This window comes from Pseudomonas sp. JL3 (genome assembly GCF_031570575.1).
Lineage (GTDB): Bacteria > Pseudomonadota > Gammaproteobacteria > Pseudomonadales > Pseudomonadaceae > Aquipseudomonas > Aquipseudomonas cucumis.
This window is the reverse complement of the sequence record NZ_JAKWJK010000001.1, coordinates 333,400-347,178: the sequence shown is the minus strand read 5'-3', so window position 1 is coordinate 347,178 and position 13,779 is coordinate 333,400. Positions and strand designations below refer to the sequence as shown.

At 59.8% G+C, this 13,779-nt stretch carries 12 protein-coding genes; 4 read left to right on the top strand and 8 right to left on the bottom strand.

Going from position 1 to position 13,779, the window contains the following annotated elements:
* Window positions 1–482 precede the first annotated feature (482 nt).
* Window positions 483–5,390 carry an NAD-glutamate dehydrogenase gene (locus tag MMG91_RS01395; RefSeq protein WP_310658496.1) on the top strand — a complete coding sequence of 1,636 codons (4,908 nt, stop codon included), beginning with the start codon at window positions 483–485 and terminating at the stop codon, window positions 5,388–5,390.
* A gap of 196 nt (window positions 5,391–5,586) precedes the next feature.
* On the opposite strand, the gene MMG91_RS01390 is transcribed toward MMG91_RS01395, so the two are convergent.
* The 3 genes from MMG91_RS01390 to MMG91_RS01380 form a co-directional block, all read right to left on the bottom strand.
* Window positions 5,587–6,006: a cupin domain-containing protein gene (locus tag MMG91_RS01390; protein WP_310658495.1), complete on the bottom strand. Its 420-nt coding sequence runs from the start codon at window positions 6,004–6,006 to the stop codon at window positions 5,587–5,589.
* Between the two features lie 245 nt (window positions 6,007–6,251).
* Entirely contained in the window at window positions 6,252–6,545 is a 294-nt protein-coding gene (locus MMG91_RS01385) for an antibiotic biosynthesis monooxygenase family protein (RefSeq protein ID WP_310658494.1), read from the bottom strand.
* A 123-nt stretch (window positions 6,546–6,668) separates the two neighbouring features.
* Complete coding sequence (locus MMG91_RS01380) at window positions 6,669–8,102, bottom strand: PLP-dependent aminotransferase family protein (RefSeq protein ID WP_310658493.1); 1,434 nt, start codon at window positions 8,100–8,102, stop codon at window positions 6,669–6,671.
* A 205-nt stretch (window positions 8,103–8,307) separates the two neighbouring features.
* On the opposite strand from MMG91_RS01380, the gene MMG91_RS01375 reads away from it, so the two are divergent.
* Together MMG91_RS01375 and MMG91_RS01370 are read left to right on the top strand one after the other, a co-directional pair.
* Window positions 8,308–8,748 (top strand): carboxymuconolactone decarboxylase family protein, encoded by a 441-nt coding sequence (locus tag MMG91_RS01375; protein WP_305449512.1) that lies wholly within the window; start codon window positions 8,308–8,310, stop codon window positions 8,746–8,748.
* A gap of 115 nt (window positions 8,749–8,863) precedes the next feature.
* Window positions 8,864–9,841, top strand: a complete 978-nt coding sequence (locus tag MMG91_RS01370) for a LysR family transcriptional regulator (RefSeq protein WP_310658492.1) — start codon at window positions 8,864–8,866, stop codon at window positions 9,839–9,841.
* 89 nt (window positions 9,842–9,930) lie between these two features.
* Here MMG91_RS01370 and MMG91_RS01365 read toward each other — a convergent pair whose 3' ends face one another.
* Together MMG91_RS01365 and MMG91_RS01360 are read right to left on the bottom strand one after the other, a co-directional pair.
* Window positions 9,931–10,197: a short-chain dehydrogenase gene (locus MMG91_RS01365; protein WP_310658491.1), complete on the bottom strand. Its 267-nt coding sequence runs from the start codon at window positions 10,195–10,197 to the stop codon at window positions 9,931–9,933.
* Window positions 10,194–10,478, bottom strand: a complete 285-nt coding sequence (locus tag MMG91_RS01360) for a DUF3077 domain-containing protein (RefSeq protein ID WP_310658490.1) — start codon at window positions 10,476–10,478, stop codon at window positions 10,194–10,196. Before MMG91_RS01360 ends, MMG91_RS01365 begins: the two co-directional genes overlap by 4 nt.
* Window positions 10,479–10,958: 480 nt before the next feature.
* Here MMG91_RS01360 and MMG91_RS01355 point away from each other — a divergent pair, with 480 nt between their 5' ends.
* A complete protein-coding gene (locus MMG91_RS01355) occupies window positions 10,959–11,474 on the top strand; it encodes a GNAT family N-acetyltransferase (protein WP_310658489.1) in 516 nt (171 codons plus the stop codon).
* Window positions 11,475–11,519: 45 nt separating this feature from the next.
* On the opposite strand, the gene MMG91_RS01350 is transcribed toward MMG91_RS01355, so the two are convergent.
* From MMG91_RS01350 to MMG91_RS01340, 3 genes are all read right to left on the bottom strand, one after another.
* Entirely contained in the window at window positions 11,520–12,212 is a 693-nt protein-coding gene (locus MMG91_RS01350) for an aspartate/glutamate racemase family protein (protein WP_310658488.1), read from the bottom strand.
* 116 nt (window positions 12,213–12,328) lie between these two features.
* The gene (locus MMG91_RS01345; protein WP_310658487.1) at window positions 12,329–12,799 is read right to left on the bottom strand and encodes a DUF2599 domain-containing protein; all 471 of its coding nucleotides are present in this window, start codon (window positions 12,797–12,799) and stop codon (window positions 12,329–12,331) included.
* A complete protein-coding gene (locus MMG91_RS01340; protein ID WP_310658486.1) occupies window positions 12,796–13,728 on the bottom strand; it encodes a halovibrin HvnC in 933 nt (310 codons plus the stop codon). The genes MMG91_RS01345 and MMG91_RS01340 overlap by 4 nt, the downstream gene beginning before the upstream one ends.
* Window positions 13,729–13,779 lie beyond the last annotated feature (51 nt).

Below are 13,779 nucleotides of genomic sequence, written 5' to 3'. Positions count from 1 at the left end.
AGCGTGGTGAACGTAACAAAAGGCAATTCTGCCAGCCCTCGGGAATTTCTGCTTGGCTGAGTGTCAGAGGATGTGTCGTGAACATTCGGGGTGTTACTGGTCATTATTGGCACGCATGTACCGCAAAACCGGGCATAAAGCGCCCGTTTTGCTGCGCGACTGCTAGTGTTGTTCAAGGCACATGCCGCGAGTTACGTGCCGATGACCGAATATGTCGCAGCGCTGCAAGCACGGCCCTTGCCGCACTCGTTAAGCTGCGCAACGGATGAGCACCCTTAAAGGCATTGCCTGTTGCCTTGGCAGTCGTTTTTGCAGATGCCCATTCTTGGAAGGTGAATGTGACCTGAGTGTCTCGTCCAGCTTCACCCACCTGTCATCCTGTTTCCTCTGCCCGAGAATCAGGAACAGGGTGACGGGAATGCCCCGAAAGGGGTTTGCACGCGACGCTTCCATCAATAACAAGCCCAAGCGGAGTACCACAGATGGCGTTCTTCACCGCAGCCAGCAAAGCCGACTTCCAGCACCAACTGCAAGCGGCACTGGCGCAGCACATCAGTGAACAGGCACTGCCACAAGTGGCGCTGTTCGCTGAACAATTCTTCGGCATCATTTCCCTGGACGAACTGACCCAGCGTCGGTTGTCCGACCTCGCCGGCTGCACCCTTTCTGCGTGGCGCCTGCTTGAGCGCTTCGATCACGCGCATCCGCAAGTGCGCGTCTACAACCCCGATTACGAACGCCACGGCTGGCAGTCGACCCACACTGCGGTCGAAGTGCTGCACCACGACCTGCCGTTTCTGGTGGACTCGGTGCGCACCGAGCTGAACCGTCGCGGCTACAGCATTCATACCCTGCAAACCACTGTGCTGAGCGTGCGTCGCGGCAGCAAGGGCGAGCTGCTGGAAATCCTGCCGAAGGGCACTCAGGGCGAAGGCATTCTGCAAGAATCGCTGATGTACCTGGAAATCGACCGTTGCGCCAACACGGCCGAACTGAATGTCCTGACCAAAGAGCTGGAGCAGGTTCTCGGTGAAGTCCGCGTCGCGGTCGCCGATTTCGAGCCGATGAAAGCCAAGGTCCAGGAGCTGATCGAAGGCATCGACAACAGCCAGTTCATCATCAACGCCGACGAAAAGTCCGAAATCAAGAGCTTCCTGGAATGGCTGGTGGGCAACCACTTCACCTTCCTGGGCTACGAAGAATTCGTGGTGGGCGAAGATCAGAACGGCGGTCACATCGAATATGACCAGAACTCGTTCCTCGGCCTGACCAAACTGCTGCGTGCCGGCCTGACCGTCGATGATCTGCGCATCGAAGACTACGCCGTGAACTACCTGCGCGAGCCGACGCCGCTGTCGTTCGCCAAGGCTGCACACCCAAGCCGCGTCCACCGTCCGGCTTACCCGGATTACGTGTCGATCCGTCAGATCGATGCTGATGGCAAAGTTGTTAAGGAATGCCGCTTCATGGGCCTGTACACCTCCTCGGTGTATGGCGAAAGCGTGCGGGTCATTCCTTACATCCGTCGCAAGGTCGAGATCATCGAACAGCGTTCGGGCTTCCAGGCCAAGGCTCACTTGGGCAAGGAACTGGCCCAGGTGCTTGAAGTGTTGCCGCGCGACGACTTGTTCCAGACCCCGGTGGACGAGCTGTTCACCACCGTGATGTCGATCGTGCAGATCCAGGAACGCAACAAGATCCGCGTGTTCCTGCGCAAAGACCCGTACGGCCGCTTCTGCTACTGCCTGGCCTACGTGCCGCGCGACATCTACTCCACCGAAGTGCGCCAGAAGATCCAGCAAGTGCTGATGGATCGCCTGAAAGCTTCGGACTGCGAGTTCTGGACCTTCTTCTCCGAATCCGTGCTGGCCCGTGTGCAGCTGATTCTGCGGGTCGATCCGAAGAACCGTCTGGACATTGACCCGGTTCTGCTGGAAAAAGAAGTGGTGCAGGCCTGCCGCAGCTGGCAGGACGACTACGCGAGCCTGGTGGTCGAGAGCTTCGGCGAAGCCCAGGGCACCAACGTGCTGGCCGACTTCCCGAAAGGCTTCCCGGCCGGTTACCGCGAGCGTTTCGCCGCCCACTCGGCGGTGGTCGACATGCAGCACCTGCTGAGCCTGAGCGAAAAAAATCCGCTGGTCATGAGCTTCTATCAGCCGCTGGCCCAGGTTTCCGGTCAGCGCATGCTGCACTGCAAGCTGTATCACGCCGACACCCCGCTGGCGTTGTCCGACGTCTTGCCGATCCTGGAAAACCTTGGCCTGCGCGTACTGGGTGAATTCCCGTATCGCCTGCGCCACAACAGCGGCCGCGAGTTCTGGATCCACGACTTTGCGTTCACCGCCGCCGAAGGCCTGGAACTCGACATCCAGCAACTCAACGACACCTTGCAGGACGCCTTCGTCCACATCGTGCGTGGCGATGCCGAGAACGATGCATTCAACCGCCTGGTGCTGACCGCCGGCCTGCCATGGCGCGATGTGGCGCTGCTGCGTGCTTACGCCCGTTACATGAAGCAGATCCGTCTGGGCTTCGACCTGGGTTACATCGCAAGCACCCTGAACAACCACACCGACATCGCTCGCGAGTTGACCCGGCTGTTCAAGACCCGTTTCTACCTGGCGCGCAAGCTGACCAGCGATGATCTGGAAGACAAGCAGCAACGCCTGGAACACGCAATTCTGACGGCACTGGACGATGTTCAGGTGCTGAACGAAGACCGCATCCTGCGTCGTTACCTGGACCTGATCAAAGCGACCCTGCGGACCAACTTCTACCAGACCGACGCCCACGGTCAGAACAAGTCCTACTTCAGCTTCAAGTTCAACCCGCACCAGATTCCAGAGCTGCCGAAGCCGGTGCCGAAGTTCGAAATCTTCGTTTACTCGCCACGCGTTGAAGGCGTACACCTGCGCTTCGGCAACGTGGCGCGCGGTGGTCTGCGCTGGTCCGACCGTGAAGAAGACTTCCGTACCGAAGTCCTGGGCCTGGTAAAAGCCCAGCAAGTGAAGAACTCGGTCATCGTGCCGGTGGGTGCGAAGGGCGGCTTCCTGCCGCGTCGCCTGCCACTGGGCGGCAGCCGTGACGAGATCGCGGCCGAGGGCATCGCCTGCTACCGCATCTTCATCTCGGGCCTGTTGGACATCACCGACAACCTGAAAGACGGCGCGCTGGTACCGCCGGCCAACGTCGTGCGTCATGACGACGATGACCCGTACCTGGTAGTGGCGGCGGACAAGGGCACTGCGACCTTCTCCGACATCGCCAACGGCATTGCCATCGACTACGGCTTCTGGCTCGGCGACGCCTTTGCGTCCGGTGGCTCGGCCGGTTACGACCACAAGAAAATGGGCATTACCGCCAAGGGCGCGTGGGTCGGCGTACAACGCCACTTCCGCGAGCGCGGCATCAATGTTCAGGAAGACAGCATCACTGTAGTGGGCGTCGGCGACATGGCCGGTGACGTGTTCGGTAACGGCTTGTTGATGTCCGACAAGCTGCAACTGGTCGCTGCCTTCAACCACCTGCACATCTTCATTGACCCGAACCCGGAGCCAGCCAACAGCTTCGCCGAGCGTCAGCGTCTGTTCGACTTGCCGCGTTCGGCCTGGTCGGACTACGACACCAGCATCATGTCCGAAGGCGGCGGGATCTTCTCGCGCAGCGCAAAAAGCATCGCGATTTCCCCGCAGATGAAAGAGCGCTTCGACATTCAGGCTGACAAGCTGACCCCGACCGAACTGCTCAATGCCTTGCTCAAGGCACCGGTGGATCTGTTGTGGAACGGCGGTATCGGTACCTACGTAAAAGCCAGCACCGAAAGCCACGCCGATGTCGGCGACAAGGCCAACGATGCACTTCGCGTGAACGGCAACGAACTGCGCTGCAAAGTCGTGGGTGAGGGCGGTAACCTCGGTATGACTCAGTTGGGTCGTGTCGAATTCGGCCTCAATGGCGGCGGTTCCAACACCGACTTCATCGACAACGCCGGCGGCGTGGATTGCTCCGACCACGAAGTGAACATCAAGATCCTGCTGAACGAAGTGGTACACGCCGGTGACATGACCGACAAGCAACGTAACCAGTTGCTCGCGAGCATGACCGACGAAGTCGGCAACCTGGTGCTCGGTAACAACTACAAGCAGACTCAGGCCCTGTCCCTGGCGGCCCGTCGTGCCTTGCCGCGGATTGCTGAATACAAGCGTCTGATGAACGACCTGGAAGGCCGCGGCAAGCTGGATCGCGCCATCGAGTTCCTGCCGGCTGAAGATGCGATCAACGAGCGCGTCGCGGCGGGCCATGGCCTGACCCGTGCCGAGCTTTCGGTGCTGATCTCCTACAGCAAGATCGACCTCAAGGAAGCGCTGCTCAACTCCCTGGTGCCGGACGACGACTACCTGACTCGCGACATGGAAACCGCTTTCCCGCCGACGCTGGTGAGCAAGTTCTCCGACGCCATGCGCCGTCACCGTCTGAAGCGCGAAATCGTCAGCACCCAGATCGCCAACGATCTGGTGAACCACATGGGCATCACCTTCGTTCAACGGCTCAAAGAGTCGACCGGCATGAGCCCGGCGAATGTTGCGGGGGCCTATGTAATAGTTCGGGATATCTTCCATCTCCCGCACTGGTTCCGTCAGATCGAAGCCTTGGACTACCAGGTGTCGGCCGACGTCCAACTGGAGCTGATGGATGAGCTGATGCGTCTGGGCCGCCGCGCTACGCGCTGGTTCCTGCGTGCCCGTCGCAATGAGCAGAACGCTGCCCGTGACGTCGCGCACTTCGGTCCGCATCTGAAAGAGTTGGGCCTCAAGCTCGACGATTTGCTCAGTGGCGAAATCCGCGAAACCTGGCAGGCGCGTTATCAGGCGTATGTCGCAGCCGGTGTGCCGGAGTTGCTGGCGCGCATGGTTGCTGGCACCACGCACCTGTACACCTTGCTGCCGATCATCGAAGCCTCTGACGTGACCGGCCAGGACGCAGCGGACGTGGCGAAGGCCTACTTCGCCGTGGGCAGCGCGCTGGACATCACCTGGTACCTGCAACAGATCAGCGCTCTGCCGGTTGAAAACAACTGGCAAGCCCTGGCCCGTGAAGCGTTCCGTGATGACGTCGATTGGCAACAGCGTGCGATCACCATCTCCGTCCTGCAACAGGGCGACGGCACCCAGGACGTGGAAACACGCCTGGCGCTGTGGATGGAAGAGCACGAAGGCATGATCGAACGCTGGCGCGCCATGCTGGTGGAAATCCGTGCCGCCAGCGGCACCGACTACGCCATGTACGCAGTGGCCAACCGCGAACTGCTGGACCTGGCGTTGAGCGGTCAAGCGGTGGTGCCTGCCACTGCCGCTACGACTGCCAGTGCCGAGCTGGAACCGGCTGCCTGATAGGCGTTGAATGAAAAAGCCCCGTCTCGAAAGAGAGGGGGCTTTTTTTTGTCTGGGATCTTTCAGCGGCTGGGCGGGCCTCTTCGCGGGCAAGCCCGCTCCCACAGGTATTGTGGGTGACTCAGGATTTGAGCACGACACGGACACTGTGGGAGCGGGCTTGCCCGCGATGAGGCCATCAGCATCACCTCGGCGATCAGTTTTCCAAAGGAATCAACACTTTCTCATCCGGAGCCAACACCATGAACACCAGCAGCTTGGCGGGTTGGGTGGCGCTGGCGTTTTTCGAGACCAGATGTTCCGACCCGGCCGGTTCGTACCAGAATTCGCCGGCCTTGTAGGTGATCGCTTTTTCACCTTTGACCTGAGAAACGATCTCCCCCGAAAGCACGTAAGCCATGGCCGTGCCCTGATGTTTATGGGCGATGGACGATTGGCCCGGCTCGTAATCGACTTCGATCATCAAGGCTTTTTTGCCGGGTGCGTTTTTCAGCATCTGGTCCTGCAGGATGGTGACTTTTTCTGAAGGGGGGGCGGTGTCGTGGGCGAAGGCCGGGGCTGAAACGCTCAGCGTCAGGGCGGCGAGAGGAGCAGCAAAAAAACGAAGCGCATTCATGGTTGATTACCTGAGGTGGTGAGTCGTCAGGGACCACAGTAAGCCGCGCTATCGGGCAATCAAACGGCCAATTTCCCGGAAGGTGAGGGGACCAATGACCGAAGCTACGTTACCCGTTGATCGTTCCCATGCTCTGCGTGGGAACGCCTCACCGGACGCTCTGCGTCCGCTTTTGGGGCGCGGAGCGCCCCTGGCTGCATTCCCACGCAGAGCGTGGGAACGATCATCACCAGAACGTCTTGATTTTAAACGATCGGAAAGCTGTTGAAGTCGACGGCATTGGCCAGTCGGCTGTCGATCAGGCCGATAAAGCCTTGCACTTCGGGGCAGTTGAAATGCGATTGCATGGCCGCTTCCGATTGCCAGCGGGCGCTGACCGTCCAGCGGGTGCCGTCCTCGGGGCAGCGGTCGACCATATAGGAATCGCAGCCCGGTAGTTCGCGCAGGGTGTCGACAATCTTTTGCAGTTGCTTACCCAGTTCGTACGAGCGGCCGGCAGCGGCCTGCACCTTTACGGTGGTGATCACTTCGTTGGACATTGCTCACACTCCTGAATCAGGCCGGACGAATCCTGCTCATGGAGGGATAACGCCCAATCAGGATAGGCCTGCCCCCCCAGACCGCCAATAGCCAATCGCCAGATAAAGCCGCAGACCAATCCCTCAGCCGAGCTGCTGCAAAATGTCCCTTAACCGGTCCAGGGCGATGTCGATGTCCAGGGTTTCGATCGCGCCGAACCCCAGGAAAAGCCCGGCCCGCGGCGCTTGCTGGTAAAAAAAGCTGTCCAGGGCATAGAGCCCCACTTCGACTTTTTTTGCCAGTTCGATCACCAATGGAATATCGACCGGCACCTTGCACAGCACCGCCATGTGGAACCCGGCCGTGGTCGGCACCGCTTCAAACCACGGCGAAAGGTCGCCCGCCATACGCGTCAGGATCCGTTCACGGCGCCCGGCGTAAATCGTATGGCAGCGCCGGATGTGCTTGAGCAGACAGCCTTCGGCGATGAACTTGGCGAGCGCCCATTGCGGCAGGGTGGAGGTGTGCAAGTCGGTGAGCTGCTTGGCGCGGATCACCGCTTCGAGGATTGCTGGCGGCAAAATCGCGTACCCCAGCCGCAACTCCGGCAACAAGGTCTTCGAGAACGTGCCGACGTAGGCGACGATGCCGCGCTCATCCAGGCTTTTCAGCGAGTCGGTGGGCCGGCCTTCATAGCGAAATTCGCTGTCGTAATCGTCTTCGATGATGATCGCCCCCAGCTCATAGGCCCTTGCGAGCAGGGCTTCGCGGCGAGCCTGGCTCATGGGCATGCCCAGCGGGAACTGGTGGGATGGGGTGACGTAAATCAGCCGGGTGCCATCGGGAATGTGCTCGACCTGAATGCCTTGCGCATCCACCGGCACGCCGACCACCGTCGCGCCATGGCTCCCGAACAACAGACGCGCTGGCGGGTAGCCGGGGTCTTCCATGGCGACGAGGCTGCCCGGTTGGGTCAACACCCGGGAAATCAGGTCCAGCGCCTGCTGCGCGCCATTGCACACCACCACGTCTTCGTCCTGACAACTGACTCCGCGCGAAAACGCGATGTGCCGTGCGATCGCATTGCGCAGCGCCGGCAGGCCTTCGGGCTGGCTATAGAAACCTTTGGAACCGGCCATCTGGCGCAAGGCATGGGAGGTGCAGCGGCGCCAATCGTCCTGCGGAAACTGGCCTTTGCTGGTGGCGCCACCGATGAACTCGTAACGCAGCGAGCCTTCCAGCGTCGGGTGGCGCAAGAATGTCGGCAGGCTGCGCCAGCGTTCGATGACATCATAGCTCGCCAGCTCCGAATGGCTCTGCTTGCGGACGGTTTTCGCCGCCCGGGCATTGACGTAAGTGCCTTTGCCGATCACCCCGGTGAGGAAGTTCTCATAGGTCAGTTGCGCGTATGTGTCGGAAATGGTCTTGCGCGAAATCCCCAGTTGTTCGGCGAGCAAGCGGCTGGGCGGCAGCTGCGTCCCGGCTGTCAGGCGGCCGGATTCAATGGCGTCGCGCAGTTGCCGGTACAACTGGCCGGCCAGGTCCTTGCGGCCGTTGATGACAACATGAAGTTCCATACCGGCGGGGCTCCTGGGGCGTTTGAGGCGACTGTGCGTCGCGCCAGATTACCCGCATGAACGGCTGCGCAGAAGTTGCGTGGGCGAAAAACCTGCGATTGGCCTGCTGCCGGGCGGTCCATGGCTTTTTCGCTGAATTGGCTCTGTAACACCGGTGCATCAGGGTCTACCGTGGAGGTACCGATCTGCTCCATGAGGCCCGACCATGAACGCCCGTCTGGATTACTACAGCGCATCGCCCAAAGCGATGAAAGCCATGATCGCCATGGAGGCCTTGACCAGCGACCTGAGCATCGAGCCAGCCTTGCTGAACCTGATCAGAATCCGCGCTTCGCAGCTCAATGGCTGCGCCTTCTGCACCGACATGCACTCGGTGGACGCGCGCCGTTTCGGCGAGAGCGATCGGCGGCTGTATGCAATCGTGGTCTGGCGCGACAGCAACTTCTTCAACCCTCGGGAGCGGGCGGCCCTGGCCTGGACCGAAGCGGTAAACCTGCTCTCGCAAAGCCACGTGCCGGACGACGTTTACGCCCAGGCCCGGGAGCAATTCAGCGAAGGCGAACTGGTCGACCTGACTATGGCCGTTAGCACCATCAACAGCTGGAATCGCCTGGCGGTGAGCTTTCGGCAAACGCCGGCCGGTTAATTCAAGCGCAAACCTTGTAGGAGCGGTTGATCCGGTTTTTGCCCGATTGTCATATCAGATTCATGAACGGTCAGCAGGATAAAACGCTCAAGGACAGATCGACAGGGAGTCATTAATGTCATTCATGGAACCCACCGGGCGTCGGGGCGTGGCCGAGTACCGCTGGCCCGTAGAACATAGCCAATTCTCGAATTCACGAGTGGCCGGCGTCGATCCGGTGCTGTTGCAGTCTTTCAGGGTCAGCGCCCGTTGCGGCTGTTTCATGCAAGCGGCCCGCAGCCTCAACATCAAGTCCACTCAGTTGCGTAAACAATTGGCGCAACTTGAAGCACAACTGCAGTGTTCGTTGTTCAGCCATTCGGGCAATGGCTTTGCCCTCAGTCGTGACGGCTTGCAGCTTCAGGCGCAGTTGATTGCCCTGGCCCATGAACGCGGCTTGCCGGTGCTCGAACAGCCACTGATTCGCCTGGCCGTGGCCGAATCAATCCTGCACGACATCCTCGGTCGCGACCTGGTCTCGCTGCTGCGGCGCAACGCCAGCGTCCGCCTGGACATCATCTCCCTGGACAGCGAACTGTCTCTGCGAGCCATCAGCGCTGATGTGGTGGTGTGGCTGGCCGGTACTGATTCGCCGTTGCCAGGTCCCAGTTTTGCCATCAGCGAACCCCAGCGTCTGGCACGGCTGGACTATCTGCCGCACATCGCCAAACGCTATTCGCGGGTCGCGGCCCGGCCGGACAGACTGGGTGACCTGGCTGATTTCATGCTGGTGCAATGGCAGCACGATCGTCAGGTCGACGCCTTCGGGCCGTGGAACAGTCTGGTGGAGCAGCGTCTGGCGGGGGTGGTGCAGTTGCATTCCTATGAGCTGATGCTGGAGATGATCCGTTGCAGCGCCTGCATCGGTTTGCTGCCGCACTACATGAGCCAGTTCGACCGGGGGTTGCTGGCATTGCCCGGGCTTTTCAAGCAGCCGATGCAGCGCCAGGTGTGGATGGCGGTCAACGCCGACTCCGGGAATGAGGCCGAAGTGCAGGGGATCGCCGAGCTGATCCACAACACCTTCAATGAGCGACGGGAGTGGTTCGAGTAGCCAACATCAAAAGATCGCAGGCTTCGGCAGCTCCTACATTAAATGGTGTAGGAGCTGCCGAAAGCTGCGATCTTTTGATTTTGCTTTCGTCAGACCCGCGCCCGAATCCGCCGCCCCAGCACATCCATCACATCACAGCCATCGCGCAACAACATCGCCGCCGCCTGCGCCAGTTGCTGCACATCGGCGCCACTGGCGCGGGTGATATCGAGGTTGGCCAGGCTTTCCATCATCTGCGTCACCGCCAGAAAACGACTGGCGGCGCTGCGGTGCAGCAGATCCAGCGGCGTCTGGGTGGCGACCAGCAGCACCGGCATGTCACCGTCATTGTGAGTCATCGGCATATGCGGATTCATGCGTCACCGCCTGCTTGCGCGCTGTGCAAACCGTCGATGGAGGCTTGCACCAGTGAGCGTGCGGTGCCGAGCATCTGCTGGCTGGCCCAGCGCAATGAAGCGCTGTGTTCCGGGCGGGTGGCGGTGGGGGCTTGATGGGCGAGGGCTTCAGCGCAGCTGAGGTAGACCGAGGCGTGTTCCAGGGCGTCGAGCAGCGGGATGCCGGGTTGGACGGCGAAGAGGTGATGGTCGACGTGGTCGCAGGGGGCGAAGGGGGTGGATTTTGTGGTTGGGTCCGTCATAGGGGGTATAGCTCCGTGAGATTCAGAAGAGCTGCCACGGAAATCGCCGTCAAACGAAATTGGGTGGCAACTGTGCGTGGGTTGACGGACCGGCTCTCACGAACACCGGCGCACCCGAAGGTGCCCCGCGCACAGTCGCCATTAAGAAATGCAGCAGGCACAAATGTGCTCGAGCAGAGAAAGGCTATGCGCGTCGTAAGAAAATACGGGCCGTCAAACCCGATCACGAATGAGTCGTGACAGGCGCGAGGATAGGGAGTGAGGGCAGGGCAGTCAACCGGCTGAAAGCCTGAAACAGGCGGTTTGCGTGTAGGTTTGTTCCTTGACTGACCCCCGGTCCTCTGTGGCGAGGGAGCAAGCTCCCTCGCCACAGAGCGTCTTCTCCCCACAAAAGAGCATTTCCCGGGTATTGATGTCGCCAGACAGGTGAAGGGCGGTTTAGAGTGATCGGCCACACACCGATCAAGGACGAACACCACCATGCCCGACCACGACCTCGCCATTCACCTCGAACGCTTCAACGAATCCCACATCGAAAGCATCACCGCGCTCTACAACGACCCGGCCGTGGCCCGTCAGGTGCTGCAAATGCCGTTTCAGTCCACCGAAATCTGGCGCCAACGCCTGATGGCGGACAACGAGCGGGCGGTGAAACTGGTGGCGCTGCATCAGGGAACGGTCATCGGCCACATTGGCCTTGAGCAGTTTTCGCGAATCCGCCGCAGCCACGCCGGCAGCTTCGGCATGGGAGTCGCCGTGGCGTGGCAGGGCAAGGGGGTCGGTTCGACACTGCTGGCGGCGGTGCTCGACGTCGCCGACAACTGGATGAACCTGCAACGGGTCGAACTCTCGGTGTACGCCGACAACGAAGCGGCCATCGGCCTGTACCAGAAATTCGGTTTCGAGACCGAAGGCCTGTTTCGCGATTACGCCGTGCGTGACGGTCGGCTGGTCGACACTTTGAGCATGGCGCGCCTGCGTCGCGCCAGTAAGTGAAGAAATTTGAGCGACGAAAGTCCTGTAGGAGCGAGGCTTATTGACTCACTCCCCCAACGCAAACGCCACCGCCGCCTGCGCATGCAGTTCGGTGGTGTCGAGCAAGGCCAGGGCGCTGTGCTCGGGTTTGATCAGCAGGCCGATTTCAGTACAGCCGAGAATGATCGCCTGGGCGCCGCGTTCAGTCAGCGATTCGATCACCCGTTGATAGACCTGGCGCGACGCCTCGCTGATCACCCCGACGCACAACTCGTCATAGATGATCCGGTGCACGGCCTGACGTTCTTCGGCCTCTGGCACCAACACCGTGAGGCCCTTGGCCGTCAGACGCGCCTTGAGGAAGTCCTGCTCCATGGTGAACGCAGTACCGAGCAAACCCACCCGCAACGCACCGGCGTCCAGTGCCGCCTGACCGGCCGGGTCGGCAATGTGCAGGAACGGAATATCGATCGCTGCCTGAATCTGCCCGGCCACCTTGTGCATGGTGTTGGTACACAGCACCACGCACTCGGCGCCGCCAGCCTCCAGCCGCCGGGCGGCATCCACCAGAATCGCCGCCGCATCGTCCCAGCGCCCGGCGTGCTGGGCCTGTTCGACAGGGCCGAAGTCGACGCTGTACATCAGCAATTTCGCCGAACGCAACGGCCCGAGGCGATCACGTACCTGCTGGTTGATGAGACGGTAATATTCGGCGCTGGACTCCCAGCTCATGCCGCCGATAAGGCCGATGGTGCGCATTGGATTTCCTCAGGCTCTGGCCTGTGTTGATAGGCCAGGCCTGAAGGGAGTTTCCATTTGTTCGATGGCGGGCGCCAGCGGTAAATCAACTGTAATGCTCATGTTTTGGTGAAGTGTCATGGTGCCTTTTCAGACAAGGGGACGACATGATTGCAGCTGGCCTCCAAGGTTTTTGCATACCCCACATCAGGTCGCCACGGTTCCAGGTTCCACTGCGGTTTATCCCTCGCAATCGCCAGATGACAAATCAGTTGGTGGCGCAGGCCATGGGTATTTTCCCAGTAGCGGCTATTGGAATAGTCACGGGTGAGTTCGTCCCAAAGGAAGACTGTTCCTTCCGGTGGTGTCCGCCGCGCACAGGGTGTGGGCGTGATGAAAAACGACCACTGATAGTCCCGATATACCCATTGCGCACTTTCGACATATTTCACACAGCGTTCCACGGTAAGGGTGTAGCTGTCAGGGGGGGGGATTGCTGTTTGCGCATAAAGGGGCGAGTTGATACTCCACATCAAACCTATCCACATTAGCGAATGAAAGAGAATGCGCGGAGCGTTGCCGAGCGTGCGCGACAGTAGGGTGTTCATTGAGTCACCGCCTGATCTGCGGCCACGTATTTGAAATCAGCTGTGCCGGTTGCGCTGGTGGGTGGTGTCAGGCGAATGATAGGTACAATTATTTTTGGATTGGTCGAATTGTAGAAATCTCGTTGATTGTATTGTGCGTCTGCCAGTCCTTGGTTAGTACCACCTGAAATGAAAAAGAACGCCATGACAGGAAGGGTGTTGGCGCGACCCGCAAGCCACGTCTGTACGATTATTTCGTTTTGTTCGTTGAAGCCTGTATTGCCCAACATGGATTTCGCCAGCAGGGATTGGTAGAACGCAGGACCTGCCAATGTATTTCGGTGATCCTCGACGTCGAAACCACACTGGCGCAGGTTTGGGGTGCCCCCCGGCAGGTTCCATACGGCCAACGCTTGTGCTGCGGTGGTCACACCGGCGTCCTGGCAGCGTTGGCTTTGTACTGGATAGGTAGGGGAAGGTCCGCAAACTTCCGTTTTACTCCGACTCCAGCCCCATGCATCCATGGGGTACGAGCACAAATATTGCAATTGGTCTTTGCCAGCCGGCTGTTCAAGAAAGGGGTAGAGGATGTAGCCATTACCATAACCCCATGCGAGTCGCCCGAAGTTTACATCTGCCCTCAGGTACGAGAATGAAATGCCACCACTTTCGACTGAGGTAGGGCTGGGATCCCATACTTTATAAGTGTTGTTGGGGTCTTTTACCGTGACCCTGAGGGTCACGCCCGAGCACAGGAATGCGGGTTGTGAGTCCGATTTGTTGCAGTTGGGGAATTTTCGACTGTACAGCGTGTTCAGCTGGGTGGCGATGGCGGGGCCATTCAGGGTCTGGACATTGTTGACCGTCCCTAGTTCACTCGGCGGTTTTATATCGACCTGAGTGCAACCCACCATTAACGCGATTAACAGCCAACCGATAATTTTTTGCATGACTTGTCCCTTGTCTCTAACAACGCCTTGTCATTGGGTGTTTTGTAGAGT

Bases quoted from the DNA above. Each gene is read 5' to 3' on its own strand.
- MMG91_RS01365 (WP_310658491.1), bottom strand. From the start codon at position 10,197: ATGAATCCGCATATGCCGATGACTCACAATGACGGTGACATGCCGGTG.
- MMG91_RS01385 (WP_310658494.1), bottom strand. From the start codon at position 6,545: ATGTCCAACGAAGTGATCACCACCGTAAAGGTGCAGGCCGCTGCCGGC.
- MMG91_RS01345 (WP_310658487.1), bottom strand. From the start codon at position 12,799: ATGAACACCCTACTGTCGCGCACGCTCGGCAACGCTCCGCGCATTCTC.
- MMG91_RS01390 (WP_310658495.1), bottom strand. From the start codon at position 6,006: ATGAATGCGCTTCGTTTTTTTGCTGCTCCTCTCGCCGCCCTGACGCTG.
- MMG91_RS01355 (WP_310658489.1), top strand. From the start codon at position 10,959: ATGCCCGACCACGACCTCGCCATTCACCTCGAACGCTTCAACGAATCC.
- MMG91_RS01370 (WP_310658492.1), top strand. From the start codon at position 8,864: ATGTCATTCATGGAACCCACCGGGCGTCGGGGCGTGGCCGAGTACCGC.
- MMG91_RS01375 (WP_305449512.1), top strand. From the start codon at position 8,308: ATGAACGCCCGTCTGGATTACTACAGCGCATCGCCCAAAGCGATGAAA.
- MMG91_RS01380 (WP_310658493.1), bottom strand. From the start codon at position 8,102: ATGGAACTTCATGTTGTCATCAACGGCCGCAAGGACCTGGCCGGCCAG.
- MMG91_RS01395 (WP_310658496.1), top strand. From the start codon at position 483: ATGGCGTTCTTCACCGCAGCCAGCAAAGCCGACTTCCAGCACCAACTG.
- MMG91_RS01350 (WP_310658488.1), bottom strand. From the start codon at position 12,212: ATGCGCACCATCGGCCTTATCGGCGGCATGAGCTGGGAGTCCAGCGCC.
- MMG91_RS01360 (WP_310658490.1), bottom strand. From the start codon at position 10,478: ATGACGGACCCAACCACAAAATCCACCCCCTTCGCCCCCTGCGACCAC.
- MMG91_RS01340 (WP_310658486.1), bottom strand. From the start codon at position 13,728: ATGCAAAAAATTATCGGTTGGCTGTTAATCGCGTTAATGGTGGGTTGC.